The organism is Pectobacterium aroidearum (genome assembly GCF_015689195.1).
Classification (GTDB): Bacteria; Pseudomonadota; Gammaproteobacteria; order Enterobacterales; family Enterobacteriaceae; genus Pectobacterium; species Pectobacterium aroidearum.
Genome location: NZ_CP065044.1, coordinates 4,365,682 through 4,392,227, shown reverse-complemented (window position 1 = coordinate 4,392,227; position 26,546 = coordinate 4,365,682). Strand labels below are relative to the sequence as shown.

Annotated in this window: 25 protein-coding genes and 1 other RNA gene; 13 read left to right on the top strand and 13 right to left on the bottom strand. The window is 51.8% G+C overall.

Annotation, left to right across the window (positions count from 1 at the left end):
• Positions 1-25: 25 nt before the first annotated feature.
• The 7 genes from I2D83_RS19560 to I2D83_RS19530 form a co-directional block, all read right to left on the bottom strand.
• Entirely contained in the window at positions 26-325 is a 300-nt protein-coding gene (locus I2D83_RS19560; protein ID WP_180778885.1) for a DUF2645 family protein, read from the bottom strand.
• Between the two features lie 6 nt (positions 326-331).
• Positions 332-634 (bottom strand): DUF2645 family protein, encoded by a 303-nt coding sequence (locus I2D83_RS19555; protein WP_012773149.1) that lies wholly within the window; start codon positions 632-634, stop codon positions 332-334.
• Positions 635-713: 79 nt separating this feature from the next.
• Positions 714-1,004, bottom strand: coding sequence for a DUF2645 family protein (locus I2D83_RS19550; RefSeq protein WP_181845199.1), 291 nt, complete (start codon positions 1,002-1,004; stop codon positions 714-716).
• 487 nt (positions 1,005-1,491) lie between these two features.
• Positions 1,492-2,703 carry an FAD-dependent 2-octaprenylphenol hydroxylase gene (ubiI, locus tag I2D83_RS19545; RefSeq protein ID WP_205947155.1) on the bottom strand — a complete coding sequence of 404 codons (1,212 nt, stop codon included), beginning with the start codon at positions 2,701-2,703 and terminating at the stop codon, positions 1,492-1,494.
• 28 nt (positions 2,704-2,731) lie between these two features.
• Positions 2,732-3,910, bottom strand: a complete 1,179-nt coding sequence (ubiH, locus tag I2D83_RS19540; protein WP_205947154.1) for a 2-octaprenyl-6-methoxyphenyl hydroxylase — start codon at positions 3,908-3,910, stop codon at positions 2,732-2,734.
• A gap of 45 nt (positions 3,911-3,955) precedes the next feature.
• Positions 3,956-5,281 (bottom strand): Xaa-Pro aminopeptidase, encoded by a 1,326-nt coding sequence (gene pepP / locus I2D83_RS19535; protein WP_180778946.1) that lies wholly within the window; start codon positions 5,279-5,281, stop codon positions 3,956-3,958.
• Positions 5,282-5,371: 90 nt separating this feature from the next.
• A complete protein-coding gene (locus I2D83_RS19530; RefSeq protein WP_194431527.1) occupies positions 5,372-5,959 on the bottom strand; it encodes a YecA/YgfB family protein in 588 nt (195 codons plus the stop codon).
• 192 nt (positions 5,960-6,151) lie between these two features.
• On the opposite strand from I2D83_RS19530, the gene zapA reads away from it, so the two are divergent.
• From zapA to I2D83_RS19515, 3 genes are all read left to right on the top strand, one after another.
• A complete protein-coding gene (gene zapA, locus I2D83_RS19525; protein ID WP_012773157.1) occupies positions 6,152-6,481 on the top strand; it encodes a cell division protein ZapA in 330 nt (109 codons plus the stop codon).
• A gap of 74 nt (positions 6,482-6,555) precedes the next feature.
• Positions 6,556-6,739: non-coding RNA, 6S RNA (gene ssrS, locus I2D83_RS19520), on the top strand.
• A 38-nt stretch (positions 6,740-6,777) separates the two neighbouring features.
• Positions 6,778-7,419: a 5-formyltetrahydrofolate cyclo-ligase gene (locus tag I2D83_RS19515; RefSeq protein ID WP_194431528.1), complete on the top strand. Its 642-nt coding sequence runs from the start codon at positions 6,778-6,780 to the stop codon at positions 7,417-7,419.
• Here I2D83_RS19515 and nadR read toward each other — a convergent pair.
• The 3 genes from nadR to serB form a co-directional block, all read right to left on the bottom strand.
• On the bottom strand, positions 7,416-8,669 hold the full coding sequence (gene nadR, locus I2D83_RS19510) for a multifunctional transcriptional regulator/nicotinamide-nucleotide adenylyltransferase/ribosylnicotinamide kinase NadR (protein ID WP_012773159.1): 1,254 nt from the start codon (positions 8,667-8,669) through the stop codon (positions 7,416-7,418). The two genes, I2D83_RS19515 and nadR, sit on opposite strands and share 4 nt — an antisense overlap.
• A gap of 131 nt (positions 8,670-8,800) precedes the next feature.
• Positions 8,801-10,183, bottom strand: coding sequence for a DNA repair protein RadA (gene radA, locus I2D83_RS19505; protein ID WP_205947153.1), 1,383 nt, complete (start codon positions 10,181-10,183; stop codon positions 8,801-8,803).
• A 17-nt stretch (positions 10,184-10,200) separates the two neighbouring features.
• The gene (gene serB, locus I2D83_RS19500; RefSeq protein WP_012773161.1) at positions 10,201-11,178 is read right to left on the bottom strand and encodes a phosphoserine phosphatase; all 978 of its coding nucleotides are present in this window, start codon (positions 11,176-11,178) and stop codon (positions 10,201-10,203) included.
• A gap of 156 nt (positions 11,179-11,334) precedes the next feature.
• Between serB and I2D83_RS19495 the strand changes: the two genes are divergently transcribed.
• Positions 11,335-12,030 (top strand): YtjB family periplasmic protein, encoded by a 696-nt coding sequence (locus tag I2D83_RS19495; protein ID WP_205947152.1) that lies wholly within the window; start codon positions 11,335-11,337, stop codon positions 12,028-12,030.
• 54 nt (positions 12,031-12,084) lie between these two features.
• Here I2D83_RS19495 and I2D83_RS19490 read toward each other — a convergent pair whose 3' ends face one another.
• Positions 12,085-13,002 carry a hypothetical protein gene (locus I2D83_RS19490; RefSeq protein ID WP_181845071.1) on the bottom strand — a complete coding sequence of 306 codons (918 nt, stop codon included), beginning with the start codon at positions 13,000-13,002 and terminating at the stop codon, positions 12,085-12,087.
• Positions 13,003-13,302: 300 nt separating this feature from the next.
• Between I2D83_RS19490 and prfC the strand changes: the two genes are divergently transcribed.
• From prfC to I2D83_RS19455, 7 genes are all read left to right on the top strand, one after another.
• Complete coding sequence (gene prfC / locus I2D83_RS19485; RefSeq protein ID WP_205947151.1) at positions 13,303-14,892, top strand: peptide chain release factor 3; 1,590 nt, start codon at positions 13,303-13,305, stop codon at positions 14,890-14,892.
• Between the two features lie 504 nt (positions 14,893-15,396).
• Complete coding sequence (gene osmY, locus I2D83_RS19480) at positions 15,397-16,005, top strand: molecular chaperone OsmY (RefSeq protein ID WP_012773165.1); 609 nt, start codon at positions 15,397-15,399, stop codon at positions 16,003-16,005.
• Positions 16,006-16,153: 148 nt separating this feature from the next.
• The gene (locus tag I2D83_RS19475) at positions 16,154-16,315 is read left to right on the top strand and encodes a DUF1328 domain-containing protein (protein WP_012773166.1); all 162 of its coding nucleotides are present in this window, start codon (positions 16,154-16,156) and stop codon (positions 16,313-16,315) included.
• Between the two features lie 125 nt (positions 16,316-16,440).
• Positions 16,441-16,629, top strand: a complete 189-nt coding sequence (locus I2D83_RS19470) for a CsbD family protein (RefSeq protein WP_010284712.1) — start codon at positions 16,441-16,443, stop codon at positions 16,627-16,629.
• Positions 16,630-16,743: 114 nt separating this feature from the next.
• Positions 16,744-17,541, top strand: coding sequence for a TatD family hydrolase (locus I2D83_RS19465; protein WP_205947150.1), 798 nt, complete (start codon positions 16,744-16,746; stop codon positions 17,539-17,541).
• Positions 17,542-17,845: 304 nt separating this feature from the next.
• The gene (locus I2D83_RS19460) at positions 17,846-19,123 is read left to right on the top strand and encodes a NupC/NupG family nucleoside CNT transporter (protein WP_205947149.1); all 1,278 of its coding nucleotides are present in this window, start codon (positions 17,846-17,848) and stop codon (positions 19,121-19,123) included.
• Between the two features lie 149 nt (positions 19,124-19,272).
• A complete protein-coding gene (locus I2D83_RS19455; RefSeq protein ID WP_181829741.1) occupies positions 19,273-19,989 on the top strand; it encodes a 4'-phosphopantetheinyl transferase family protein in 717 nt (238 codons plus the stop codon).
• A 49-nt stretch (positions 19,990-20,038) separates the two neighbouring features.
• Here I2D83_RS19455 and I2D83_RS19450 read toward each other — a convergent pair whose 3' ends face one another.
• Both I2D83_RS19450 and I2D83_RS19445 read right to left on the bottom strand, forming a co-directional pair.
• The gene (locus tag I2D83_RS19450; protein WP_205947148.1) at positions 20,039-22,009 is read right to left on the bottom strand and encodes a TonB-dependent receptor domain-containing protein; all 1,971 of its coding nucleotides are present in this window, start codon (positions 22,007-22,009) and stop codon (positions 20,039-20,041) included.
• Between the two features lie 97 nt (positions 22,010-22,106).
• On the bottom strand, positions 22,107-23,369 hold the full coding sequence (locus I2D83_RS19445) for an MFS transporter (RefSeq protein WP_241007246.1): 1,263 nt from the start codon (positions 23,367-23,369) through the stop codon (positions 22,107-22,109).
• Between the two features lie 331 nt (positions 23,370-23,700).
• Here I2D83_RS19445 and I2D83_RS19440 point away from each other — a divergent pair, with 331 nt between their 5' ends.
• Positions 23,701-24,897: an isochorismate synthase gene (locus I2D83_RS19440; RefSeq protein ID WP_205947147.1), complete on the top strand. Its 1,197-nt coding sequence runs from the start codon at positions 23,701-23,703 to the stop codon at positions 24,895-24,897.
• Complete coding sequence (locus tag I2D83_RS19435; RefSeq protein ID WP_181829739.1) at positions 24,894-26,537, top strand: (2,3-dihydroxybenzoyl)adenylate synthase; 1,644 nt, start codon at positions 24,894-24,896, stop codon at positions 26,535-26,537. The genes I2D83_RS19440 and I2D83_RS19435 overlap by 4 nt, the downstream gene beginning before the upstream one ends.
• The last annotated feature ends 9 nt before the right edge of the window (positions 26,538-26,546 follow it).

Here is a 26,546-nt window from a genome sequence, read left to right as displayed (position 1 = left end):
GGTTTGTTAGTGAGTGCTTTTTAAATTATTGGCAGAAGTTAAAGCGGATGTAAAAACTCCATAGATAATAAAATAACATGATGATGTAAGTGATTATCCTATCCATGCTTTTTTTTACAAAAAAGAAAGGGATAGATAACGGGATAATAATAAACGCAAAGAATCCATCGGAATCACCTTCAGGTATCTCACAGAGGTTTCTTATTTCTACCCCATCAACCATCCCTTCATAATCTCTGATTGATGTGATCAGAATGATCAGTGCGCAGAGAATTGAATAAATATAAAAACAGAGGCTAAAGAGTAATGTATTTACGTTTCTCATCGTGTTTTATCTGTGCGGGCAGAGGCTAACTCGCGTATAGAAACGGTATGAATGATATATAAGGATAGCAAGATAGGTGACAATTCTGGGAGGCGTCCGTTTCACCAGAAGAAAAGGGATAGATAAAGGAACAATGATAAAAATGAGAAAACCATCGGCATCTGCTCTTGGCACTTCACAGAAGCTGTCAAGCGAACCGTCATCCAGCATCCATTCATATTCGATGGTAGAGAAAGCGTTGATTAAAAAAAGGCATAAGGCAGAATAAGCATAAAAATAGACGTTATAGATATAGTTTTTTTGAAACATGCTTTAAAATTCCTTTTTTAATCTTGATAGCAAATAAATAAAACTCACTGTTTAGTAAATGAGAAATAAATTGTTTTCTTTACATAATCGGGCACATGCTGATCCTCGTATAAAAGCTGTCTGAATGATATATGAGAATGATGAGATAGGTAATCATCTTGGGGATGCTTCGTTTAACCAAAAGGAAAGGAATGGATAAGGGAACGATAATAAAAATAAGGAAACCATCAGCTTCGCCTCTCGGTGTTTCGCAGAACCGTGCAATTGAGCCATCATATCCGATTGTGGAAAATGTATTGATCAAAAAAAAGCATAAAGCGGAATAAGCATAAAAATAAACATGATAGATGGATTCTTTTGCTCGTGACATTGATATTGCTCCTAGCTTCATGTTTATCCTACGGTCTTTGGATAACAGTCGTACTGTTATAGAGTAGTTTTGTGACTTTTTCACGATGATTTAGCATCGATCTACCGTACGATGTCCAGTCCCGTTATCTTCATAAAAATAGAATTAGCCATTCGTATAACTCCCTGTTAAAAACTCCTTGTTGAGAGCGTTATAGCGTAAATCTTTATTGAATAAAAGAAGAAATAGAATGTTCAATAAGAAACATGACCCCTGGCAGAAAGTAATTTTTGTAATATTTATTATAATTATTTGTTTTATATGGAAAATGCTAAATTCATTGTATTTAATTATTATGATAATTATATTATTGGAATGAAATGATTAACCTGGAAATATGGGTTAAATAAAACTGCGCGGTTAAATAAGTTACGCGTTTAATTAAAGAAAAGGTGTTATTGATAACTCGCCGCTTACGCGGCGAGAGATATCATCCATTTCAGTTTTCTTATTGCTCCTGGCTAAGCCAGTCTGGCAGATCGTGTAATCCCATGGCCTGACGGACCAGCGTCGGTTTGATGCCGGGGAGTTTATCCGCCAGTACCAGACCGACATCACGCAGCAGTTTTTTCGCCGGATTGTCGCCGTCAAACAGTTCACGGAATCCCTGCATGCTGGCGAGCATTACGGCGGCACTGTGTTTGCGGCGGCGCTCATAGCGTCGTAGGTAAAGGTGTTGGCCGATATCTTTGCCCTGCGTCTGTAAGCGCTTCAGTTCCGCAATCAGTTCAGCGACATCCATGAAGCCCAGGTTGACGCCTTGTCCTGCCAGCGGATGAATAGTGTGCGCCGCGTCGCCGACCAGCACCAGCCGGTGTGCTGCGAAACTGCGAGCGTAGCGTCCGGTTAGCGGGAAAGTCTGACGCTCGCTTTCCAGCTCACACAGCCCCAGACGCATATCAAACGCCATGGCGACCTGACGATTGAATTCCTCTACAGGCAGCTTCTGCATTGCCTGAGCCTGCTCCGGTGAAAGCGACCAGACGATCGAACAGAGGTGTGGATCGTCCAGCGGCAGGAACGCCAGAATACCGTCGCCGTGAAATGCCTGACGCGCGACGGATTGGTGAGGTTGTTCGGTACGAATGTTGGCGACCAGCGCGTGATGGCCGTAGTCCCAAAAGGTCAGTGGAATATCCGCATGCTGACGCAGCCATGAATGTGCGCCGTCCGCACCAACCACCAGCCGGGCGGTCAGCATGCTGTCATCCTGTAACGTAATAAAGGCTTCGTTCTCGCCCCAGGCGACCTGTTTTAACGACGTGGGAGAGAGCAGGGTGATGTCGCTTAACTGAGAGGCGCGTTGCCACAGTACCTGCTGAATCACCGGGTTTTCAATGATGTGCCCAAGATGGGAAAAGCCGAATTCTTCGCCGCTAAAGCTGATTTTACCGAAGCTGTCTTTATCCCAGACCTGCATATCGTTGTAAGGGCTGACGCGCTGTGCCACGAGATTTTCCCAGACGCCGATGTGGCGCAGGAGACATTCACTGGCGGCGTTGATGGCGGAGACGCGCAGGGCATGGTTTTTCCCGAGCGGCTGAGGTTCGGCCGCCTGTTTCTCCAGCACGGCGATACGCAGGCCGCTACCCTGTAAGCCGCAGGCCAGCGTCAGACCGACCATACCGCCACCGGCAATAACCACGTCGAATGATTGCATTTCCGTATTTTCCTGTTGGCGAGCTTAATTAACGTTCTACCCAGCCCAGCGTGCGACGAGCAAAGGCGTCGCGCATCAGCGGCAGGTTATTCATGGCGATGAGGCCCAGATTGCGGCTGACGGCCAGCGCGGCATAGCGGTTAGCGAACAGCCTGACCAGCCCGTCGGTGATCGCAACTGTGGTGTGTTGATCGGGTTCGCGGCGTTGTTGATAGCGGCTGAGCACACGGTACTGGCCGATATCCTGCTGGTTTTTTGCTGCCTCGACGAGGGTTTCCGCCAGCGACATCACATCGCGAATCCCCAGATTAAAGCCTTGTCCGGCAATCGGGTGCAGTGTTTGTGCCGCGTTACCCACCAGCGCGAGTCGGTGGCTGATATGCTGGCTGGCAGTGAGCAAGCGCAGCGGGTAGCTGTGGCGTTCGCCGATGTGAGTGAAGCGCCCCAGACGCCAGCCAAAAGCTTGCTGTAGCTGACGGCAAAACTCGGCCTCGCTCCATCCATCGACCTCATGTTGACGGTGTTTATCATGGCACCAGACGAGTGAGCAGCGGCCATTACTCATCGGCAGAAGCGCCAGCGGGCCGTGCGGGGTAAACCGTTCAAACGCGCGGCCACGATGGGGTTCAGCCGTTGTCACATTGGCGATCACTGCGACCTGATCATAATCATGCTGTTGCCATTGAATCCCACAGGATTGCGACAGCACGGAGCGAGAGCCGTCGGCGGCGACCAGCAATTGACCGGTTAGCGCTGTACCGTCATCCAACGTGAGCGTCGCATTATCCTGCGTCCGCGTAACGGAAACGACTTTAGCTGGGCAGTGCAGGCGTACGCCCGGCGCTTGTTGCAGCAGAGAGAACAGACGCTGTCCGACATCGTGCAATTCAACCACATGGCCTAATGCCTTAACGTGATAGTCCGAGGCTTTCAGGTTCACCACGCTGGCGTGCCCGCGTTCGCTGACGTGAATGTCGGTTATCGCCGTGGCATTGCCCGATAGCGCTTGCCAGATCCCCAGCGCCGCGAGCTGCTGGCGTGTACCGTCAGACAGTGCGAGGGCGCGTGCGTCAAAACCCGGATGTTCCTTGTCGAGCGGCGAATGCGCCTCGATAAGGTCAACCGGAATTGTGCCCTGTGAAAGCCGCGAGATCGCCAGCGCCAGCGTCGCGCCCGCCATCCCGCCACCAACAATCATGACCGCCATGTTGTTGTCCTTTGCAATAATGTCGTTGCCCTTTGAAAATGCGGCTTAGTGTTGCTTGTCATGCCATTGCGCCATCAGCGCTTCAATGTCATCGGCATCTTTGACTACACCAGCCGTCAGGTTTTCGTTGCCGTTTTCGGTGATCACGATGTTATCTTCGATACGTACGCCAATTCCCCGGTACTGCTGCGGCACTTTGGCATCAGGCGCAATGTAGAGACCGGGCTCAATGGTCAGTACCATACCCGGCTCAAGCGGGCGACCCCGATCGGTTGTGCCGTAATCCCCCACGTCATGCACGTCCAGACCCAGCCAGTGGCTGAGGCCATGCATGAAGAACTGGCGATGTGCCTGTTCGGCAATCAGCTCTTCCACTTCGCCTTTCATCACGCCGAGTTTGATGAGGCCGCTGACCATCATGCGCACCACTTCTTCGTTCACTTCGCGGATGCTGCGACCTGGGCCAAACAGCTCCAGTGCGCGCAGCTGCGAACGCAGCACGATGTCGTAAATGGCACGCTGCGGTGCGGTAAATTTGCCGTTGACGGGGAAGGTACGGGTGATATCGCCAGCATAACTTTTGTATTCACAGCCCGCATCAATCAGCACCAAATCGCCGTCACGCATTTGCGTCTCGTTTTCGGTGTAATGCAGGATGCAGGCGTTCTCGCCGCTGCCGACGATCGTGTTGTAAGAAGGATAGCGGGCACCGTGGCGGGTAAATTCGTGGTGAATTTCGCCTTCAAGCTGATATTCATACATGCCGGGACGGCATTTTTGCATGGCGCGTGTGTGGGCCAGTGCCGTAATTTCACAGGCGCGGCGCATTACGCTGATTTCTTCAGGCGATTTAAACAGGCGCATTTCATGTACCCACGGACGCCAGTCGGTCAGCGTGGCGGGGGCGGCAAACCCCTGACGGGTACCATTGCGCAAGGTATCCAGCGCGGCAAAGACCAGCTTGTCGGCATAATCGTATTGCCCCTGCGCGTGATACACCACGTCCAGACCGTTCAATAATAGATGCAACTGCGTGCTGATTTCGTCAAACGGCAGGGCGCGATCAACGCCGAGTTTGGCTGGCGCCGCTTCCTGACCGAGACGGCGACCAAACCAGATTTCGGCCGTCAGATCGCGTACGCGGTTGAAGATTACGCTGTGATGATGTTTGGCATCGCTTTTTACCAGCAGCAGAACAGCTTCTGGTTCATTGAAACCGGTGAAATACCAAAAATCGCTATTTTGACGATAAGGATAGTCGCTGTCGGCATTGCGCTGCGCTTCCGGCGCAGCAAAAATAATCGCCGCGCTGCCCGGTGCCATTTTTTCCAACAGACCCTGACGACGACGAAGAAATTCTTGTGGATTCATCACCTGCTCCTGAAAGTAGTCCGTGCGGTTACCTTTCCCTTCCGCTCTTAATAAGGCATGTTCTGCATTAAGGTTGCCTGGCATAAGCCATCAATGCAGCGTCGGTTTTTGTTGTTCGGGTGCAGTCGCGACGCGTTGGCTGGTAAATTCGTTATGGCACAAAATGGCAGAAACACGAACATACTCAATCACTTCTTCCAGCGATTGCTCCAGCTCTTCCTGATCTTCATCTTCGTCGTAGCCAAGCTGGGCGATGTTGCGTAAATCTTCGATGGCTTCTTTCAGTTCGCCTTTGGCTTTGTTCAACTGTGGCTGAACCACGCCCAGCCCAAGCAGGAAGTGGTTGACCCAGCCTGCCAGCGCGTCGGCGCGATCGAAGACGCTCACTTCATCTTGTGAGTCGTCAGGCAGGAAAAGCTGGAACAGAAAGCCATCATTTTCCAGCGCTTCACGTGTGGCCTGATACAGGTCCAGAAGCGGTTGCGACAGCGTTTGGGTAAACGCCATGCCTTCATTTGTCAGTTCAAAAACCAGCGTTCTCCAACTGTCGTCATGGTTTCCACCACACAGCATCCCACTGATCAAACCGTGCATTTCTGCCGCGGTCAGCGCGACTTGCTGTTGGTGAAGCAGTTGGTCAAGGCCTTCATAGGCGGGAAACGTATTCTCTATAGACATGCGGATTCGTCATCGTTGGCTGGATTGGTTCGTGCTATGCTACCACCAAGCTCCCTTTCGATACCAGAAAGGGCTTGTATCTTAGATCTCGGCTATGTATAGTGGCGCCCGCTTTAACGAACCCGGTATAACGGGTAATGCTCGTGCTATGCGGCACGCGGGCGCAAGAACGACAAAAGGCAGGAAGGTGGTATGTCTGCACAACCAGTAGATATTCAAATTTTTGGCCGTTCGTTAAGAGTGAATTGTCCGCCAGAACAACAGGATGCGTTGAATCAGGCTGCAGAGGATCTTAACCAGCGGTTGCAAGATCTTAAGGTTCGCACTAGAGTCACGAACACTGAGCAACTGGTGTTTATTGCCGCGCTGAATGTGTGCCATGAACTGGCGCAGGAGCGGGGTAAAACTCGTGATTATGCGTCAAATATGGAACAGCGCATTCGTATGTTACAGCAGACCATCGAACAGGCCTTGCTGGAACAAGGGCGAATCACAGAACGCCAGGGTGCGCAATTTGAATAACGTCGTATTTTGACAAAAGTACGGTGTTTTTACGCGATAAGACGTGCTAAGGTTTATCGCGAGTAACGAATAAAATTTCTCTGAGATGTTTGTCAGCGGGCCAGTCCCCTGAGCCGATATTTCATACCAACAGAATGTAATGCTCTGCGGTTGGTGAGCACGCTCGGTTCGTCCGAGAAGCCTTAAGACTGCGACGTTATGTTCACCTTGAACCAAGGGTTCAAGGGTTACAGCCTGCGGCGGCATCTCGGAGATTCCCTTTCTTTATTATTCTTGACCCGTGGCGAATGCAGCCCATGTCATCTTCTGATTCATCAACATCTCCCGATACATCACTCTCTTCTACGACAGCGTCACGTCAGCAGATTCGTCAGGCTGTGCGGCAACATCGGCGTTTACTAACGCCAGAGCAGCAGGCGTTATTTGCACAACAGGCGTGTGAGCGCGTCATGGCACACCCGAAAATCATACGGGCAGAGAGCGTCGCGGTATTCCTGTCCTTTGATGGCGAGCTGGATACCTCCCCGCTGATTCAACAGCTGTGGCAACAGGGAAAGCGTGTTTATTTGCCGGTTCTGCATCCGTTTCGTGCCGGGCATCTACTGTTCCTGCGCTATGCGCCGGACACCGAGTTGGTACGCAATCGTCTGAAAATTATGGAACCGCGTCTGGACGTGCGTCAGGTGCTGCCGTTACCGCAACTGGATATCCTGCTGACGCCGCTGGTGGCGTTTGATCATCAAGGACAGCGGCTTGGAATGGGCGGTGGTTTTTACGATCGTACGTTGCAGTACCGCAACCAGATGTCTCGCGGGCCTTACCCGATTGGCTTGGCCCACGATTGTCAGCAGGTTGGCGCGCTGCCAGTGGAAAGCTGGGATATTCCGCTGCCGGAAATTATTACCCCCTCTCGCCACTGGCAGTGGAGCACGCGCTAGCTTTTGCTCTGTTCGGGCGAGCGATCGTGGCCCAGCATCTGCTGTACCAGTTCTACACAGTGCAGGAAGCGCGAATCGTAGTCTGACTCTTTGATGTAAACGTACTGGATATTATTGTCAGCCAGCATCGTTTTCAGCAGGTTCTGGAACTCTGAACGGGCGGTAGTACTGCCTAAACTGCGTAGCCCGTCGGCCACCCACGGCGTGTTATTTTCCAGCAAAATCACCAGATCGAAACGGTATTCGTCGATCAGCGCCTGAACGAACGGGTGTTCACGACCTTCATATTTTTTGCAGAATGCCTGCGTGGTGACGAAATCGGTGTCGATAAAGGCCACTTTATTGGCGTATTTGACTGCAAAATCAATGTACTGTGCCTGACCCAGCGCGATCTTGTCGTAGTCGGAATATTGCAGCGCCATCTCGTCGCCGCCCAGATGAGAGAACACGTAATCGCGGCCATATTCCCAGGCACTGGTGGTATTGAAGATATTGGCCAATTTATTCACCAGCGTGGATTTACCGCTGGATTCGCCGCCAAGAATAGCCACGGTACGCACAAAGAACGGCTTCACCTCGGTCGGGATATAGTCCCAGTAACGGAAAGGATCGTGACGAATCTGTGAACCGCTGATGTTCATGAATGAGCGCTGCGGGTCGATCAGAACCGCCTCAATACCCAAATGCTCACGGTATTGAGGGGCATCCTGTTCTTCGCTGGTGTAGACGAAATTGGGCGTGATGCTTTTTTCCTGCATGAACGCCTGAATCCCTTTACTCCACACATCCCAGCCGTGCGGGTAAGGCTCCATCCCTTGCTCATTAAAAGCATGAATATGAATATTTTTCTGATACTTAAAGGTCTGCAATAGCCAGCGCAGGCGGTCGCTGACGGTGGGCTGCTGCGACATCGAGCTGTTTTCAAACAGCAGTCGGTCACGCGGTTCGTCGTAACCTAAAATCACATGCAGTTCATCGACCTGGCTGCAGGCGCGCTGAATCAGATAAATGTGGCCGGTGTGTAGCGGATAGAACTTGCCGAAGACGACGCCAATACTCTTTTCGTAGCGTGGGAATTCCAGTTCAAGAAAGCGATGTAGCGCTTCCAGCTTCTGCGCGCTAGGGCTTTTGATTTTGGCATTAAGTAATTGACTGAGATAGCCTTTGGTCATATCGGTCGCGTCGGCAACCTGCTGTAGGGTGCAACCCTTCTGCCGAATGGCGGATTTCAGGTAATCAAATGATGACATGATGCAGCACTCTTGTTTAGCTTACTAAACAAAATACCACAGAATACGGCAACATCCGCTACTCTTTCACACCGCTGTTTAGCTCAGGGTGAACAGGGGGGAAGAGCGGCAGATGGCTTTCTGTGGTTCGTTTAGAGATCGTCTAAGATCGCCAGCGCGTCGGCCAGCTTTTTCACGCCGAATACCTGCATACTGGCAGGCGTTTTCTTCGGCATATTGGCATGAGGAACGATGGCGCGTTTGAAGCCGTGCTTGGCGGCTTCGGTAATCCGCTCTTGTCCGCTGGGAACCGGGCGGATTTCGCCTGCCAGACCGACCTCACCGAAGATGACGAGATCCTGTGGTAGCGGGCGGTCGCGGAAGCTGGAAACCAGTGATAATAGCAACGCGAGGTCGGCGCTGGTTTCGGTGACTTTGACACCGCCGACGACATTCACGAACACATCCTGATCTGACATCTGCAAGCCGCCGTGGCGATGCAGCACCGCTAGCAGTATGGCTAACCGATTTTGCTCCAGCCCGACCGCCACGCGGCGCGGGTTCGACATCATCGATTGATCCACCAGCGCCTGAATCTCGACCAGCAGCGGGCGCGTGCCTTCCCACACCACCATAACGGAACTGCCGGACGTCACTTCGTCCCCGCGGCTAAGGAAAATCGCCGATGGATTGCTGACTTCGCGTAGTCCTTGCTCCGTCATCGCGAATACACCCAGCTCGTTAACGGCACCAAAACGGTTTTTATGGCTGCGCAGGGTGCGGAAGCGCGAATCGGCATCGCCATCCAGCAACACGGAGCAGTCGATGCAGTGTTCTAATACTTTCGGTCCGGCGAGCGAGCCATCTTTGGTGACGTGGCCGACCATGACGATGGCGACGCCGCGCGTTTTGGCGAAGCGCGTCAGGTAGGCTGCGGTTTCGCGCACCTGCGCTACGCTGCCGGGGGACGATTGAATATCGGCGAGATGCATGACCTGAATGGAGTCGATCACCATCAACTTCGGCTGTTCCTGCTCGGCAATCAGGCAAATCTGTTCGATGCTGGTTTCCGACAGCATATTGAGATTCTGTGTCGGTAAATTGAGGCGGTGTGCCCGCATCGCCACCTGCTGCAAGGATTCTTCCCCGGTGACGTACAGGGTTTTCATATTCTCTGACAGCTTGCAGAGCGTTTGCAGCAGCAGGGTACTTTTACCCGCACCGGGGTTACCGCCGATCAGAATCGCGCTGCCGGGAACGACGCCGCCGCCCAAAACGCGGTCAAACTCCTGAAAACCGGTAGAAAAACGGGGCAGGGCTTCAAGGCTGATTTCTGAAAGCTTTTGTACCCGGCTGACGCCAGCACTCTCACCCGCATAGCCGGTGAGGCGGTCGAAACGTGATACTGACGCCGATGCCAGACGCACTTCGGTAATGGTGTTCCAGGCATGGCAGGCGCTGCACTGCCCTTGCCAGCGCGGGTAATCAGCCCCGCATTCATTACATACAAACGCCCGTTTGACGGCTTTTGCCACGTATCACCTCCAACTGATTAACGCTTTTCGTGTCTCATACTACCACTGAGAATGCACAGCACGCCTGTCAGGTCGGCATGGCGAATGGTCACCGCAGATTGTTCATTGACCTTCGGTTTGGCGTGATAGGCAATGCCTAAGCTGGCAGCCTTGATCATCGGCAGATCGTTCGCGCCGTCGCCGATGGCAACGGTCTGATGCATCGGAATTTCCAGTTTTTCCGCCAGCTGTTGCAGCGTGGTCGCTTTATATTTCGCATCGACAATCTGACCTATAACTTCGCCGGTCAGTTTGCCGTCTTGCATGCCTAATTCGTTGGCAACGGCGGCGACCAGACCTAGCTCATCACGCAAATAATCGGCGAAGTAGGTAAACCCGCCTGATGCAATGGCTACGTGCCAGCCTGCTTCCTGAAGCTGGCTAACCATATTACGCAGGCCCGGCATCAGCGGCAGCGTTTTACGTACCGTTTTTAAAATAGTAGCGTCGGCACCTTTTAATGTTCCCACGCGCTGACGCAGGCTAGCGGCAAAATCCAACTCACCGCGCATCGCACGTTCAGTGACTTCTGCAACCAGCTCGCCGGTGCCCGCCAGCTTGGCGATCTCATCAATGCATTCGATCTGAATCGCGGTGGAATCCATGTCCATTACCAGTAATCCCGGTGAACGCAGCGTTGGCGCGTTACGCATGGGCGCGACATCAATGCCCAGTTCATGAGCCAGCTTGGTGGCGCGTGGCGTCAGCGTGCCTGCTAAACGCACGACCTGATAATCGCCCACGTTCCAGGCGCTCACGATAACCATCGCGCTGCCCAGTTTACGCTGGTAGCGAGAAATCAGGTTCTTATCGAGGACGTCGCTATAAATAAGCCAGCCGGTATCGCCAGCGCGGTAGTCAAGCGGCATCACTTCGTCACCGCTCAGTGATAATGGCAGTCCCGGCCAACAGTTGATCTCATCAGGGAGATCACGATAGGTCAGACTATTCGACATGGAGAACATCCTCTGCTGGCAGTAGTGCGATAAAGTCGTGCGATAAAGAGGGATGTGGCGTCGACCAAACATATCCCTCCAAAAACTGGGCAACAAGCTATCCTATCGTCGGCGCTTCTGGCAACATGAAAGTATCCAAATCGTGTAAGGATTATCATGGTTCGCGCCCGGGTGAAATTTCGTCTACACCGCACGGCAATTGTGCTGATTTGCCTCGCTCTGTTAGTGGTATTAATGCAAGGGGCGTCCTATTTCAGTTTGAGTCACCAGATGGCACGATCTGAACAGGTTGAAGATCTGGCGCGCACGCTGTCCAGACAGGTGGCTTACAGCCTTTCTCCGCTGATGGGCAGCGTGGATGATAATAGTCAAAAGATTAATACCATCCTCAAACAGCTTACCGATCACAGCCGTATTCTGGATGCTGGCGTGTACCAGCAGGACGGTTCGCTGGTGGCGCATGTCGGTGAGCAGGTGCCACTGCGAGACCGGCTGGCGCTGGACGGCAATCGGGTCGGTAGCTACTTTAACCATCAACTGGTGCAGCCGATTGAAGGGAAAGAAGGTCCTATCGGCTTCCTGCGTATCACCTTAGACACCCATGTGCTGGCGACCGAAGCCAGACAGGTAGACAACACCACCAATATTCTGCGCCTGATGATTTTGCTGTCGTTGGCTATCGGCATCATTCTGACCCGAACGCTGTTGCAGAATCGTCGCACCCGTTGGCAACAATCGCCTTATCTCCTCACTGCGAGTACACCCGTGAAAGAAGAAAATGAGGCAGGGAGCGACACGCGGACGAGCGATAGCGCGACAGTGAAAAAGGACGAAGAAGAAAAAAACCTCTGATGTGCCTGACGGCCACCCCGTACAAACGCCGTGTTTGTACGGAGGGCGGCGTGGCTATTTCAACGCGAGTTGAAAGCCTAACCAGTGATTATAGAATTCACTGACGATAGAATTGTATTCGCTCTTGGTATAGCGATCGAAGTCAGAGGCAGCAATATAGTCGCGAAAGCTACCGAACCAGGCAGAAACATCGGTTGAGGCTGCACGCGAGAAGATTTGCTGGCGCTGAAGTTGGGTTGTTGACGTGCCTTCCGCGTTTTTTTGTAGTTCCAGAAACGTAGCATTCGCCTTATCGGTATCTCCCGCGTCGACGCTGCGCTGATATTCATCTTGCAGAATATTTTTTTCCAGATTACTCAGGGCATTAGATTTATATTCTATAAAGTCCTGAATATCCAGATCTGCTCTCTTCTGGTAATCGCTGTCAACGTAGCGATTTTTCAATGTTTCTAACTTATTGGCGGTTATCGCGATTTCCATACTATCGGTGGTGTAGCTCCACAGACTGACTTCGGGTGGCGAAGATAACGCCTTTTTAACGAGCCCGAGAAACGCTTCTTTACTGATGCCACTGTCGGCTTTGAGATGACCAGACCAATTTTCTATAGCCATTTCGTTCGTGCCAATTTCATCAATATAGACCGTCATAAACTCATTGCTGACATACGGCTTACTGGTATCTGTCTGCCTTAGTAAGTCACGGTCTGCATAGATGTCTCTCGGTATTTTCGATGGTTCGTCTTTTTTGGGGTCTGATGGTGGAGCCTTGGCTGCTGTCTCTTTCAAACGCGCCAGCGCTTCCGCAGAAATTTTTATATTGTTGGGGAAGGTGACCGTCTTTCCGGTAATCGGATCGGTGATTTGTATGCTATCACTGCTTGTTGTTGTCGTTGACTGTGCTGTAGTCGAAGATGTCGCGGTGCTTTGGGCCTGAGAATTGCTATAACCCGTATTATTTACAGACAAGCTCATACTCTCTCCTTAAGTGCGATCAAGTGGTTAAATATTGACCCGAATATTATCGGCAGCGGTAACCCGATTCTTTACAAATGTTTCAATATGTTATTGTTACTATTCGGAACTGGATAAATGGAAGGGAGTCCAGGCCATCGTGCTGCACCTGCTGTTTATGTCATCACCGATTGTGTCTGCACGTTAAATCAGGGAAAATGCCCGGCTATAGTTTATTTCCGCTTTGCCTGACGATCTGACATCGGAGTGTTGTTGACTTGATGCTGACGCCGGGTGGCTAACAAAAGAAACCTGAAAATCATGTCTCCAAGTGAATACGCCCGCGAAGTCTCTAAAAGAAGAACGTTCGCTATCATTTCTCACCCCGATGCCGGTAAAACCACGATTACCGAAAAGGTCCTGCTGTTCGGACAGGCGATTCAGACTGCCGGTACGGTAAAAGGGCGTGGTTCAAACCAGCATGCAAAATCCGACTGGATGGAGATGGAAAAGCAGCGTGGTATCTCCATCACCACGTCCGTGATGCAGTTTCCCTATCGTGAATGTCTGGTTAACCTGCTGGATACCCCGGGGCACGAAGACTTCTCCGAAGATACCTACCGTACGCTGACGGCAGTGGACTGCTGCCTGATGGTGATCGACGCTGCAAAAGGGGTCGAAGATCGTACGCGTAAGCTGATGGAAGTCACGCGTCTGCGTGACACGCCGATTCTGACGTTTATGAACAAACTTGACCGTGACATCCGCGATCCGATGGAAGTGCTGGATGAAGTCGAGAGCGAGCTGAAGATTGCCTGTGCGCCGATTACCTGGCCGATTGGCTGCGGTAAATTGTTCAAAGGCGTGTACCACCTTTATAAAGATGAAACCTATCTGTATCAGACTGGTAAAGGCCATACGATTCAGGAAGTGCGCATCGTTAAAGGGCTGGATAACCCGGATCTGGATACCTCTGTTGGCGAAGAGCTGGCTGCACAGCTGCGTGAAGAGCTGGAGCTGGTGAAAGGGGCATCGCACGAATTTGAGCTGGACGCGTTTCTGGCAGGCGAACTGACACCGGTCTTCTTTGGTACGGCGTTGGGTAACTTTGGCGTTGACCATATGCTGGACGGGTTAGTTGCCTGGGCGCCTGCGCCGATGCCGCGTAAAACAGATACCCGCGAAGTGACGGCAGCGGAAGAGAAATTCACCGGCTTTGTGTTCAAGATTCAGGCCAACATGGACCCGAAACACCGTGACCGCGTGGCGTTTATGCGCGTGGTATCCGGGAGATATGAAAAGAGCATGAAGTTGCGTCAGGTTCGTACGGGCAAAGACGTGGTGATTTCAGATGCGTTGACCTTTATGGCGGGTGACCGTTCCCACATTGAAGAAGCCTATCCGGGCGATATCATTGGGTTACACAACCACGGCACCATTCAGATTGGCGATACGTTTACGCAGGGTGAAGACATGAAATTCACCGGCATCCCTAACTTTGCGCCGGAACTGTTCCGTCGTATCCGCCTGCGCGATCCACTCAAGCAGAAACAACTGCTGAAAGGGTTGGTACAGCTGTCTGAGGAAGGCGCGGTACAGGTATTCCGTCCATTGACCAACAACGATCTTATCGTGGGGGCGGTCGGCGTACTACAGTTTGATGTGGTGGTTGCCCGTTTGAAAACCGAATATAACGTTGAGGCGATTTACGAGTCGGTAAACGTTTCTACCGCGCGTTGGGTTGAATGCAGCGATGTGAAGAAATTCGAAGAATTTAAGCGTAAGAACGAGCTGCATCTGGCGCTGGATGGCGGGGATAACCTGGCTTATGTGGCACCGACGATGGTGAACCTGAACCTGACGCGGGAACGCTATCCAGAAGTGACGTTCCACCAAACGCGTGAACATTAATGTTGATCGATACGCCACGGTTTCACGACAATAAACGTGGCTGTGGTGTTTACATCGTGACCACATTGTTAAAATAATCATCACCCGGTTATATTTGGTTTTAGGCCAATAATGCCGGGTGTTTTTATTTTTAAAAAACATAAAAATCAATATCTTATATTTTAATTTTTCCCTGCGCGATCTCCTGCCTCGGTGCAACAGACAAATCTGAATTGCTGTACATATTCCTTTGTTCCCCTGTGATTTTCCATTCTGTGGGCTATAGTTAACAACGTGTTAACTGAGTTAGCTTGTTCAACTATTAACACAATGCAAGTTGGTTCATTGTTTTGATTTGTTTCGCTTTTGCAATTCAATGCTCTGATTTTTTTATGCAAGAAGAGGGAATTATCGGAGTATTGGTTACGTCACTATCACCTTGATTCGATGATGACGGTGCAGGCGTTAATGTGACTCGAATAGATTGTTTCGGGTTTAGAGAAAAGCATAAGAAGGAAGACATCGATGAAAAAGACCACATTGACAAAATCGCTGATCGTAGTTGCTCTGAGTTCGATTCTGGCTGGCGGTGCCATGGCGGAAGAAACATTAGGGCAGAAAGTAGAACGTATCGCGGATACAACTGGTGCAAAAATCGATAGCTCCGCCAATAAAGCCTCTGGCTACATGAGTGACAGCGCTATCACAGCAAAAGTGAAGAGTGCGTTGCTGGAAGATAAATCCATTACCAGCAGCGACATTTCCGTTGAAACGTCAAAGGGTGTCGTCACACTCAGCGGCTTTGTCGGTAGTCAGGCACTGAGCACTCGGGCGGTGGAAATTGCCACTCAGGTTGAGGGCGTCCAATCCGTCAGCGACAAACTGCAGGTTAAAGATAATCAATCACAGTCGGTTGGCGCTTATGCCGATGATGCGGTGGTGACCAGCACGATTAAGGCGAAACTGCTGGCGGATGACATTGTTCCGTCTCGTAAAGTGAAAGTCGAAACGCAGGAAGGTGTTGTGCTGTTGAGCGGTGAAGTCGACAACAAAGCGCAGTCCGATCGTGCAGAAAGTATTGCGAAGGCCGTTGACGGCGTGAAAAGCGTTAAAAACGACCTGACCGTTAAATAATCGTCATTTCAAACGGGGTTATCCGTCATAGCGGATAACCCTACCTAATCCGCATAATAAAACACCATCTGTGGATACGCAGTCAGGACGCAAGAAGTGCGTCAGGATGACCACCATGATTTTTAATTTTGTCTGGTAAGGAGAGCGTATGTTTCGTTGGGGCATTATATTTTTAGTTATCGCACTTATCGCGGCAGCACTGGGTTTCGGCGGATTAGCCGGTACAGCAGCTGGCGCGGCGAAAATCGTCTTTGTGGTCGGTATTATTCTGTTTCTGCTTAGCTTGTTCACTGGTCGAAAACGGCCATAGCACAGCGCATTCTTTATAGAATAAATGTCATACAGAGCACACAGCCGCGCCACGCGGCTGTCACATTTTACCGGCACACTGTTCGCGTATTTGCTGCATTTCGACAGTTTATCAGGAGGTTTATGATGAATAGCGATATCGTTGTTGGCAAATGGAAACAGTGGAAAGGGAATTTTCTGGCGCTGTGGGCCGATTGGTTTGACAGCGACTGCGCCTGGCTGGAAGGGAGTAACGATTACTTGTCCGGCGTATTGCAAGAGGGTTACGGAAAGGCGCACGAAGAGGTATCCTCAGAGAAAACCACGCTACACTGAGGCGTTACCGCAACGACAAGTCCTATTCTGCCATGATGTTTTGGCAGGATATTACTTGGCCGTCGATTAGGTTGCCTCATCTTGGTGGACTTAATTTTGACGGAGAGAAGCGACGTGCCTTCTGAACGATACCATTTTATCGACACCCACTGTCATTTCGATTTTCCCCTCTTTTACGATGATGCACCGGAAAGCTTACGTCTGGCACAAGACGCAGGGGTTGAGCGCATCATTATTCCCGCCGTGGCTTCTCAGCATTTCGAACGCGTGTTGATGCTCGCTCGTTCTTACCCATCGCTTTATGCTGCGCTAGGCCTCCATCCGCTTTATATCGCTGAGCATCAGGAAGATGACCTGATTCGTCTGGAAGACGAACTGCGGCAACAGCCTGCCAGACTGGTCGCGGTCGGTGAGATTGGGTTGGATCTCTACATGCCGGAACCACAGTTCGAGCGACAGCTTACCTTCCTTGAAGCTCAGCTTCGGCTGGCGAAAAAATACGATCTCCCGACGATCCTGCACTCGCGGCGCAGCCACGACAGGCTGGCGCAATTGCTCCGTCGTATCGACGTGCCGCGTACCGGTGTGGTTCACGGGTTTGCGGGCAGTCTGGCGCAGGCGCAGGCCTTTATCCGACTGGGTTATTACATCGGCGTCGGGGGAACCATTACCTATGACAGGGCGAATAAAACGCGTCAGGCGATTGCGCAGCTGCCGTTAGATCGGCTGCTGCTGGAAACGGATGCACCCGATATGCCGATGAGTGGCTATCAAGGGCAGCCAAACCGACCCGAGCGCATTTCGTGTGCGTTTCAAACGCTGTGTGAGCTACGTGCAGAACCGACTGAGGAGATTGCCGAGGCGCTCTGGCAAAATTCGTTCAGGCTATTTGGACGGCTCACTCCGACATAACATCGCTACCGTTATGCCGACACTATTCCCCTAAAGCGGAAGCTTCTGTTTGCTTCCGTTTTTCTCTTATTTCTGTGCAACAACAGACAGAACAGTCATCTTGATTTCATATACCAACCATTAAATTGTGATACAGATCACTTTTTGGTGTTTTGGACTGTTCGATGTTGTATGTATTTGTGACATAAATTAGCGACCTTTTCGGGCCACTCTTTATAATCGGCTCGCCAGCACGTGCTTACTGATCTGGCGAAATGATTTTTATTATGCTTTCACTTTTTTCACGCGTTATAGGGAACTGCACATGCAACTCGTTATGAGTCTCATCGGCATGCTTGTTCTGATTTTTTTCGCGGTTATTTTGTCCAGTAATCGTAAAGCGATCAGATTGCGCACCGTAGTTGGTGCTTTCGTTATTCAGATTGGTATCGGTGCGTTGGTGCTGTATGTGCCAGTAGGACGCAAAATTCTGGAGGGATTGACGGGCGGTGTAGCAAACGTTATCGCCTACGGAAACCAAGGAGTTTCATTCATTTTTGGCGGTCTGGTTTCCGACAAAATGTTCGAAATCTTTGGTGGTGGCGGGTTTGTTTTCGCATTCCGTGTATTACCGATCATCGTCTTTTTCTCTTCCCTTGTAGCGGTACTGTATTACATGGGGGTGATGCAGTGGGTCATCCGTTTATTAGGCGGTGGGTTGCAGAAACTGTTGGGAACGTCCCGTACTGAGTCGCTCTCTGCCACGGCTAATATTTTTGTCGGCCAAACAGAAGCACCCTTGGTGGTACGCCCGTATATTGCCAACATGACGCGCTCTGAACTGTTTGCGGTGATGTGTGGTGGATTAGCTTCCATTGCGGGATCGGTGATGGCGGGTTATGCCCAGATGGGCGTGCCGCTGGACTACCTGATTGCAGCATCCTTCATGGCTGCGCCGGGTGGATTGCTATTTGCCAAACTGATGGTGCCGGAAACAGAAAAAACGCACGACCATGATGAGATGGTTGGCTTTGTCGATGAAGACGATCGCCCGGCTAACGTCATCGATGCAGCGGCAAGCGGCGCGGCGTCCGGTATGCAACTGGCGCTGAATGTGGGAGCGATGCTGCTGGCTTTTGTCGCGTTGATTGCTCTTCTTAACGGCATTCTGGGCGGTATCGGTGGCTGGTTTGATTATCCGCAACTGTCGCTGCAACTGATTCTGGGATGGGTGTTCTCACCGGTTGCTTTCTTAATCGGCGTACCGTGGCATGAAGCAACGGTAGCGGGTTCGTTTATTGGGCAAAAGCTGATCGTTAACGAGTTCGTCGCTTACATGAACTTCAGCGAGTACCTGAAAGCGGATGATGTGGTTGCTGCTGCGGGCTTACAGGTTCTGTCGGATCATACCAAAGCTGTGATTTCGTTCGCGCTGTGCGGCTTTGCTAACCTTTCGTCTATTGCTATCCTTATTGGAGGTTTGGGCAGTATGGCACCGAGTCGGCGTCAGGATATTGCCCGTTTTGGTTTGAAGGCGGTCGCGGCAGGTACGCTTTCTAACCTGATGAGCGCCTGCATCGCAGGGTTCTTTTTGGCTCTGTAAATGTAACCAGGCATTCTTGCAGTAGCGAGATGATGGGCGGCGAAAGTCGCCCATTGTTCGTTTAAGACCCTACACTAATCAGGGTTTAAACGTAGCCTACGCAGTGTTTACCGAATGCAGGTGCGATATGCTTGCCTGAGTGGAGCGACATGCTTTCTGCTTTTATTGATGATGTTGAATGGATTACTTTTCCACGGGCAACGGACGGTGCCGCCTACCCAGGTATTACTGCTCGCTGCCATTTTCATGTATCTGCTTATGACGACGCGCTGTTTGCTGCGTTGAACATCCCTTTCCCTGATGCGTTAGCGCGTGCGGTACCGAAACGGCGTGCCGAATTCTTGGCCGGGCGTTATCTTGCCAGACACGTGTTGAATAAATTGGATCATCCTGATTTTGTTCTGTGCAGTGCGGAAGATCGTTCGCCACAGTGGCCGGAAAATGTCGCCGGTTCGCTCAGTCATAACAAAGATAGCGTGCTCTGTGCTGCGCATTTGCGTAGCGATGCGCTATCGTGTGTGGGTGTTGATATTGAAGGATTCATGTCCGATGAGCGTGCGCAATCGCTGTGGCCTGGCATCATTGGTGACGAGGAATTCCAGTGGTTTCAGGAGCGTGAGGAGTCGTTCTGTTGCTTGCTGACGGTAAGCTTCTCAGCGAAAGAGAGTCTGTTTAAGGCGCTTTATCCGCAGGTTCGGCACTACTTTGATTTTCTGGATGCCAGACTGGTGGCGCTGGATATCACCAAACGCGAGTTTGAGCTGGAACTGCTGACCGATCTGACACCGACGTTTTACGCTGGACGCCGTTTTAAAGGGGCGTATCTGCTAAGAGAGTATGACGTCACTACCTTTATCTGCTGCTAAAAAAGCCCGCGTGAGCGGGCTTGGATCTATTCATCAGAACGTATTGGCATCAGAATTTATAGCTCACGCCGCCGTACACCGTACGTCCAGATAGGAAGTAGTCGTTGTCGGTGGCAACGTAGTCCCGTTTTTCGTTAGTCAGGTTAGTGACGCCCAGTTTCAGATCCACGTTTTTAACCGGTGTATAGGTCGCACCGATATCCACGGTGTTAAAGCCTCTGGTTCTAAAGCCTTCTTTATCGCGCAAATATTGGTTGCCCGTGTACTGATAGGACACGTAGGCAGAAAGGTTATCCAATGCTTGCCAATTCAACTGCGTGTTAAGCGTATTTTTCGGCGTTTGTTTCAGACGCTTTCTGGTGGTGCGGTCTTCAGCATCCACAATAGTCCAGTTGGTGGTCCAGTTCAAATCCTCTGTCAGATCGATCCAGAATGAAGTTTCAATCCCCTGAATTCGTGCTTTACTCACGTTGTAATAAGGAAGATTGACTATCTTAGTTCTGTCATAATTCCAAGCCTCAGATTGGATCATGTCCTTGATATCATTATTAAATAGAGTGACACCTCCGCCGAAGCGTTCAGCCTCATAGGCGGTACCTATTTCATAGCTGATAGAGGTTTCTGCTTTGAGATTAGGATTACCGACGAGATAGCAAAATCCGCGGCATGCTGATTTCATATAGCCGGGGGTAAATTGAGCGAGGGTTGGGGCTTTAAATGCCTTATTGACACCGCCTTTGATCACCCAGTTGTCAGTCAAACTATAAGTGGCGTAGGCGCGTGGGCTGAACTCGGTGCCATAAACTTCATGATGATCGACGCGACCACCAAAGGTGAGGGCTAAATCCGCGATCTTGAATTCATCTTGTAGGAAGAGTGCGCTCTGGTTGACGTCTATTTTGCCGCCTTTCAGGTTCATGCTGTGTTCTAAGGATGTTATGCGGTATTCGCCGCCGCCGGTCAGCAGATGATCGCCCAGATAACCAGAGATCTGCCCGTCAACTGTCTGATTATTCTGGGTAATGTCGGCTATGCCTTTATTCAGCTCAGAATTATCCATTAAATCGATGTTTTCGTAGTAATAACGTAGCCGCGTATCAACATTGTCCCAGCTACCGTTATGTGTGAATCCCAGGCCGAGGCGATCGATTTTTTGTGTATTATGAGCAGTGGTTCCTGAGTTATTCCAGTCAACGAAGCGGTCATCTTTGGTATACGTTGCATCAAAATCCAGACTCTGTTGTGAATCGATCAACCACGTCAGGTTACCCAGCACGCTATAGTTATCACGTTTTTCCAGCGCATCTGAGTTGCGATTCTTAGATTGTTCGGTACGCCACGCATCGCGCTTGCCACCATCAACAATCAAACTACCCAGCAACGTATTTTCTATTAATGGCCCGCTGACGTAGCCATTCAGACGGTTATGGTCGCCGCCGGAGCCTTCTGTCGGTGCCTGAAAGTTATAGCCGATCTCACCAGCAACGTTTTCCCCTGGCTGGCGAAGAATCACGTTGACTACACCGCCCAGCGCATCGGCACCGTACAGCGAAGACATCGGGCCGCGAATCACTTCGATACGTTCAATCGCCGACATTGGAATGGAACTCAGATCGAAATCATTCCCCATATCGGTCGCGAGTGATTCTTGGGAGTTGATACGACGGCCATTTACCAGCAGTAGCGTGTAGTCCGCCCGCATACCACGGATTTTAATTTCATTACGGCCATAGGTAGTCGACGGGTTGATGTTAATCCCCGGCAGCTTTTTCACCGCATCGGAAACGTTATTCACCGACATCTTTTCCAACTCGGCGCGGGTGATGACAGAGACGCTGGCCGGAGCGCTTAGCGTAGTGTGTTTCGTCTGCGTTGCCGTCACGACGATTTTTTCATCTGCCGCGTTTTCTGCCTGCGCAAGTGCAGGCAGTGCCAGTAATCCGGTCACCAGCAGTGCACGATACACCTTGCTGTGTGGGAAATGATGATGTGAAAAACGATTTTCCGATTTTAGCTGCATGTCAAAGGCCTCATCAAAGAGTGGAAAAAACATCCCCGTAAATAAATTGCGTGCTGTGTTACGTGTATTGCCGCACCCATTGAGTAAATCGAGCGGTTTATTGCCCCGTCGCTTGCACAGGTTGGCGTGCTGCCATCTTCCGGCTGCGTTCAGCCAGCAGTGGAATCAGGCGCAGGGTCAGCAGCATGGCGGCCAGCGCAAAGATGGTGCTGGCGACGGCAAGCTGTGAGAACCCGTCAATTCTTCCCTCAACCGAGGTGCTCAGATAAGCGGCAGAGGCCACGCTGGCGAGCCCCGATGCCACATTGGCTGCGGTTCCCTGATAGGACATAAACGCGGCGCGCTGATGTGGCAGCGGAATACCTGCGGTAATCGCCAGTGTGCTGCTGGAGCGCGCTGCGCTGAGCGCCATGAACAGGGTGAACACCAGATACAGGGAAAGCGAAAAGGGCAAAACGAAACCGCAGAGGATGACAACAGCTAGCAGCAGCGTCGTCACCACGATCGTCCGGCTGGCATAGCCTCGATCCAGCAGGTTGCCGCACAGCTGCATGGTCACCATGCTTCCCAGCCCGCCGCAAAGATAAAGCAGAGAAATATCATCCCGTGGGAAAGCCAGATTGAACTGAAAGTAGTTGGAAAAATGGGGAATCAGCAGGAAATGGCCGAACATCTGTAGCGAAACCACTGTCAGCCCCAACAGGAAAAGAGGGGAGGCCAGCAGGTCGTGTAATACGGAAGTGGGGGATGTGCTGGGAGAGGCGCTTTGCTTGGCCCGATGCGTCGGCGGCATGGAAGGAAAGAGCCACAACACTAACAGCGCCAGCAGCAGGCCGCCGAGGCCGAAAATATAAAACGGCGCTTGCCAGTTAATACGGTGAGCTAACTCCAGCGACAGCGGCATGATGATAATGGCCGCGAGCGAAAAACTCATACCGACGTAGGCCAACTGCTTTCCGCGCTCGTTGGCTGGCACAATATCGACAACCGCCGCCATCAACACGCCAGAGGCCGGCCCGGCCACGCAGCCCGCCAGAATAAACAGCACTAAAAGATGGGTTTGGCTGGTGGCAAACATGCAGGCCGCCGTCAGGCCAAAGCGCAGCGTCAGCAGAACGAGCAGAGCATGTTTGCGGTTAAATCTGTCCAGATAGGGAGCGGCGAGGAAGCCGACGATGGCCGAGGCAAACGTTGCGCCACCGCTAATGTAGCCGATGTTCTTGGCATCCATGGAAAGCGCGCTGATGAAATCGGGGCCTAACGGCATCACCATCATCAGGCTGCCGAGAGAAAGCATGTTGATGAGCAGCGCCAAATGCACAACAGGTCGGGTGTGCTGGCGGTACATGCTTTCATCCATGACGGGCTCACATTTAGACACAGTTAGTAAAATATTCGCGCAGTCTAGCGCAGCTTAATTTTCCTGACAATGAATGATAAGTATTTTCATTATCATCTGTGATGTGGGTTTTATAATCAATACATTCCTGTTGCTAACCATTAACCGTTATGAAAGATGCACAAAAAAATTGATTAACATCAATATAACCCCTAATTAGTGGGCGTGAATAAGCATTTTGTGGAAGGATTGACCGAACACGTTACTTCAGTGTAATTTAACTGCGCTTGATATAAATGATAATGATTTTAATAATCATTGGTATTTAATTTGCGAGCGCAGGAGCTGCCTTGTGGATACACTGATTACAGAAGCTGAAACATTTAGCGGGCTAACTTATTCGGAACAGACCGCTTTTTTATATGCATCGGAACACCGTAGCCTTTCTACTTCCGGCTTATTTGAACGTATTTCGTCCCCTGTTTGTGCTCCAGATTCGCACGATGACAGGCTTAGCTCTGCAATCGCGCAGGCGTTCCAACGAGCGCGTCAGGCAGGGCAGTCACTGCCTATTGTGGTTGGGGCGATTCCTTTTGATACCATGCAACCCTCTTGTCTCTATATCCCTGATAGCTATACCGTTACGACGAAATCTGAACTCGTCAGCCGGGCTCGTAAGCACACGGCGGCGGCACCTGCTGCGTTAACGTTAAACAGCGTCCCGGATGAATGTCAGTTCAAGTCCATCGTGGCAGAGGCCGTTGAGCGCTTCCGCCGCGGTGAACTGAGCAAAGCGGTACTGTCGCGCATTTTGGATATTGAGTTGGCGGGGCCCGTTAAGGCGCAAACGATCCTTAACAACCTGATGGTGCAGAATGCGGGTGGCTATCACTTTTCGCTGCCGCTGCCGGATGGTTCCATCTTACTGGGTGCCAGCCCGGAACTGCTGCTGCGTAAGCAGGGCAACGTCATTGTCTCCAATCCACTGGCGGGATCGGCGCGGCGGATGAACGATGAACATCTGGATTACCTGAACAGCCAGCGCTTGCTGAATTCCAGCAAAGACAAGCACGAGCATAAGCTGGTGGTGGACGATATCCGCCAACGTCTAATGCCGCTGTGCTCGTCGTTAACGATTCCATCGGCTCCTTCGCTTATGAGCACTGCCTCCATGTGGCACTTGTCTACCGCCATCAGCGGCGAACTGGCTCACCCAGAGATGACGGCGCTTCAGGTTGCCTGTCAGCTACATCCCACCCCCGCGCTGTGCGGTTTCCCCACGCAAGAAGCGCGCCAACTGATCGCTGAACTGGAGCCGCACGATCGTGGCGTATTCAGCGGTATTGTCGGCTGGTGTGACGCCAACGGTGATGGCGAATGGGCGATAGCGATTCGCTGCGGGACTATCAAAAACAATAACGTCCGCCTGTTTGCCGGTGCGGGCATTGTTGAGGCGTCAGTCCCCGAGGATGAATGGGCTGAAACCGCCGCCAAATTAAACACGATGCTGAATGCGTTTGGCCTTAACTCAGGTGTGGACGGACTATGAGCATTGAATTTACGCCCTGGCCAGAGGAACTGGCGCAGCGCTACCGCGACAAGGGATACTGGGTCGGTCTGCCGTTAACGGATGCCTGGGAACGCCATCTGACGACACAGCCGGATGCGGTTGCCGTCGTGTGCGGAGAGCGTCAGTGGAGCTATCGCGAGCTAGATCGGCAATCTTCCGCGTTGGCATCGCGCCTGACGGAAAGCGGCCTGCGCTGTGGCGACACCGCACTGGTGCAGTTGCCGAACGTGGCCGAGTTTTACCTGACCTTTTTTGCGTTGCTGAAAATGGGCGTCGCGCCGGTTAACGCGTTGTTTAGCCACAACAAGCTGGAACTGCTGTCATACGCCACACAGATCGAACCGCGATTATTGATCGCCTCGGCCGAACACCCGCTGTTTGGCGACGGTGCGTTTCTGGATCGGCTACAGACGCAGGTTCCCCGCCTGCAAACGGTGGTGATGCTTGGCGACAGCTCGCTGGGGCACAGTCTGTCGGACTGGCTGCAACCGCGCGCTTCAACCAGCCAGTATCAGCCTTCCGCATCGGGGCAGGTTGCCTTCTTCCAGCTTTCTGGCGGCAGTACCGGTACACCAAAGCTGATTCCCCGTACTCATGACGATTACTACTACAGCGTGCGCCGCAGTGTGGAAATCTGCGAGCTGACGCCGCAAACCCGCTACCTGTGCGCGTTGCCGGCACCGCATAACTTCCCGCTAAGCTCGCCCGGCTCGCTCGGCGTCTTTTACGCTGGTGGACGCGTCGTGCTAGCGCCCGATCCGGGGGCGATGACCTGCTTCCCGCTGATCGAACGTCATCAGATCGATATTACCTCGCTGGTGCCGCCCGCAGCCGCGCTGTGGATCCAGGCGGCCGAACAGTTTGGTGGGGCGCTACGTAGCCTGAAGATCTTGCAAGTGGGCGGTGCGAAGCTGAGTGAGACCGTCGCCCGTCGTATTCCGGCGGTGTTGGGTTGCCAGCTACAGCAGGTGCTCGGGATGGCCGAAGGGCTGGTGAACTACACCCGACTGGACGACAGTGATGAGCATATCTTCACTACGCAGGGCTGCCCGATGAGCCCGGACGATGAAGTGAAGGTGTTGGACATCGACGGCAATCCGGTACCGAGAGGCGAGGCAGGGCTGCTGGCGACGCGCGGCCCGTATACCTTCCGCGGCTATTACCGCAGCCCGGAACACAACGCCCGCGCCTTCGACAGCGAAGGTTTTTACCACTCGGGTGATGTGGTGCAGATGACCGAGGATGGCTATTTGCGCGTGGTCGGGCGGGAGAAAGATCAGATTAACCGTGGCGGTGAAAAGATTGCCGCGGAAGAGATCGAAAACCTGTTGCTCAAGCATGACGGCATTCTCCATGCCGCGCTGGTGTCGATGCCTGACCCGGTTATGGGCGAAAAGAGCTGCGCTTTTCTGGTGGTCAGCGATCCCGCGCTGAAAGCCATTACGTTAAGAAAATATCTTCGCAATCAGGGTATTGCTGAATTCAAACTGCCGGATCGCTTCGAGATGATCGACACCTTGCCCGTTACGCCGGTCGGCAAGATTGATAAGAAATCACTCCGTCAGCGCATCCAGACCCAACTGAGTACTCAAAACCCCACTGAGCTTCAAAATAAATAAGGATTTTGT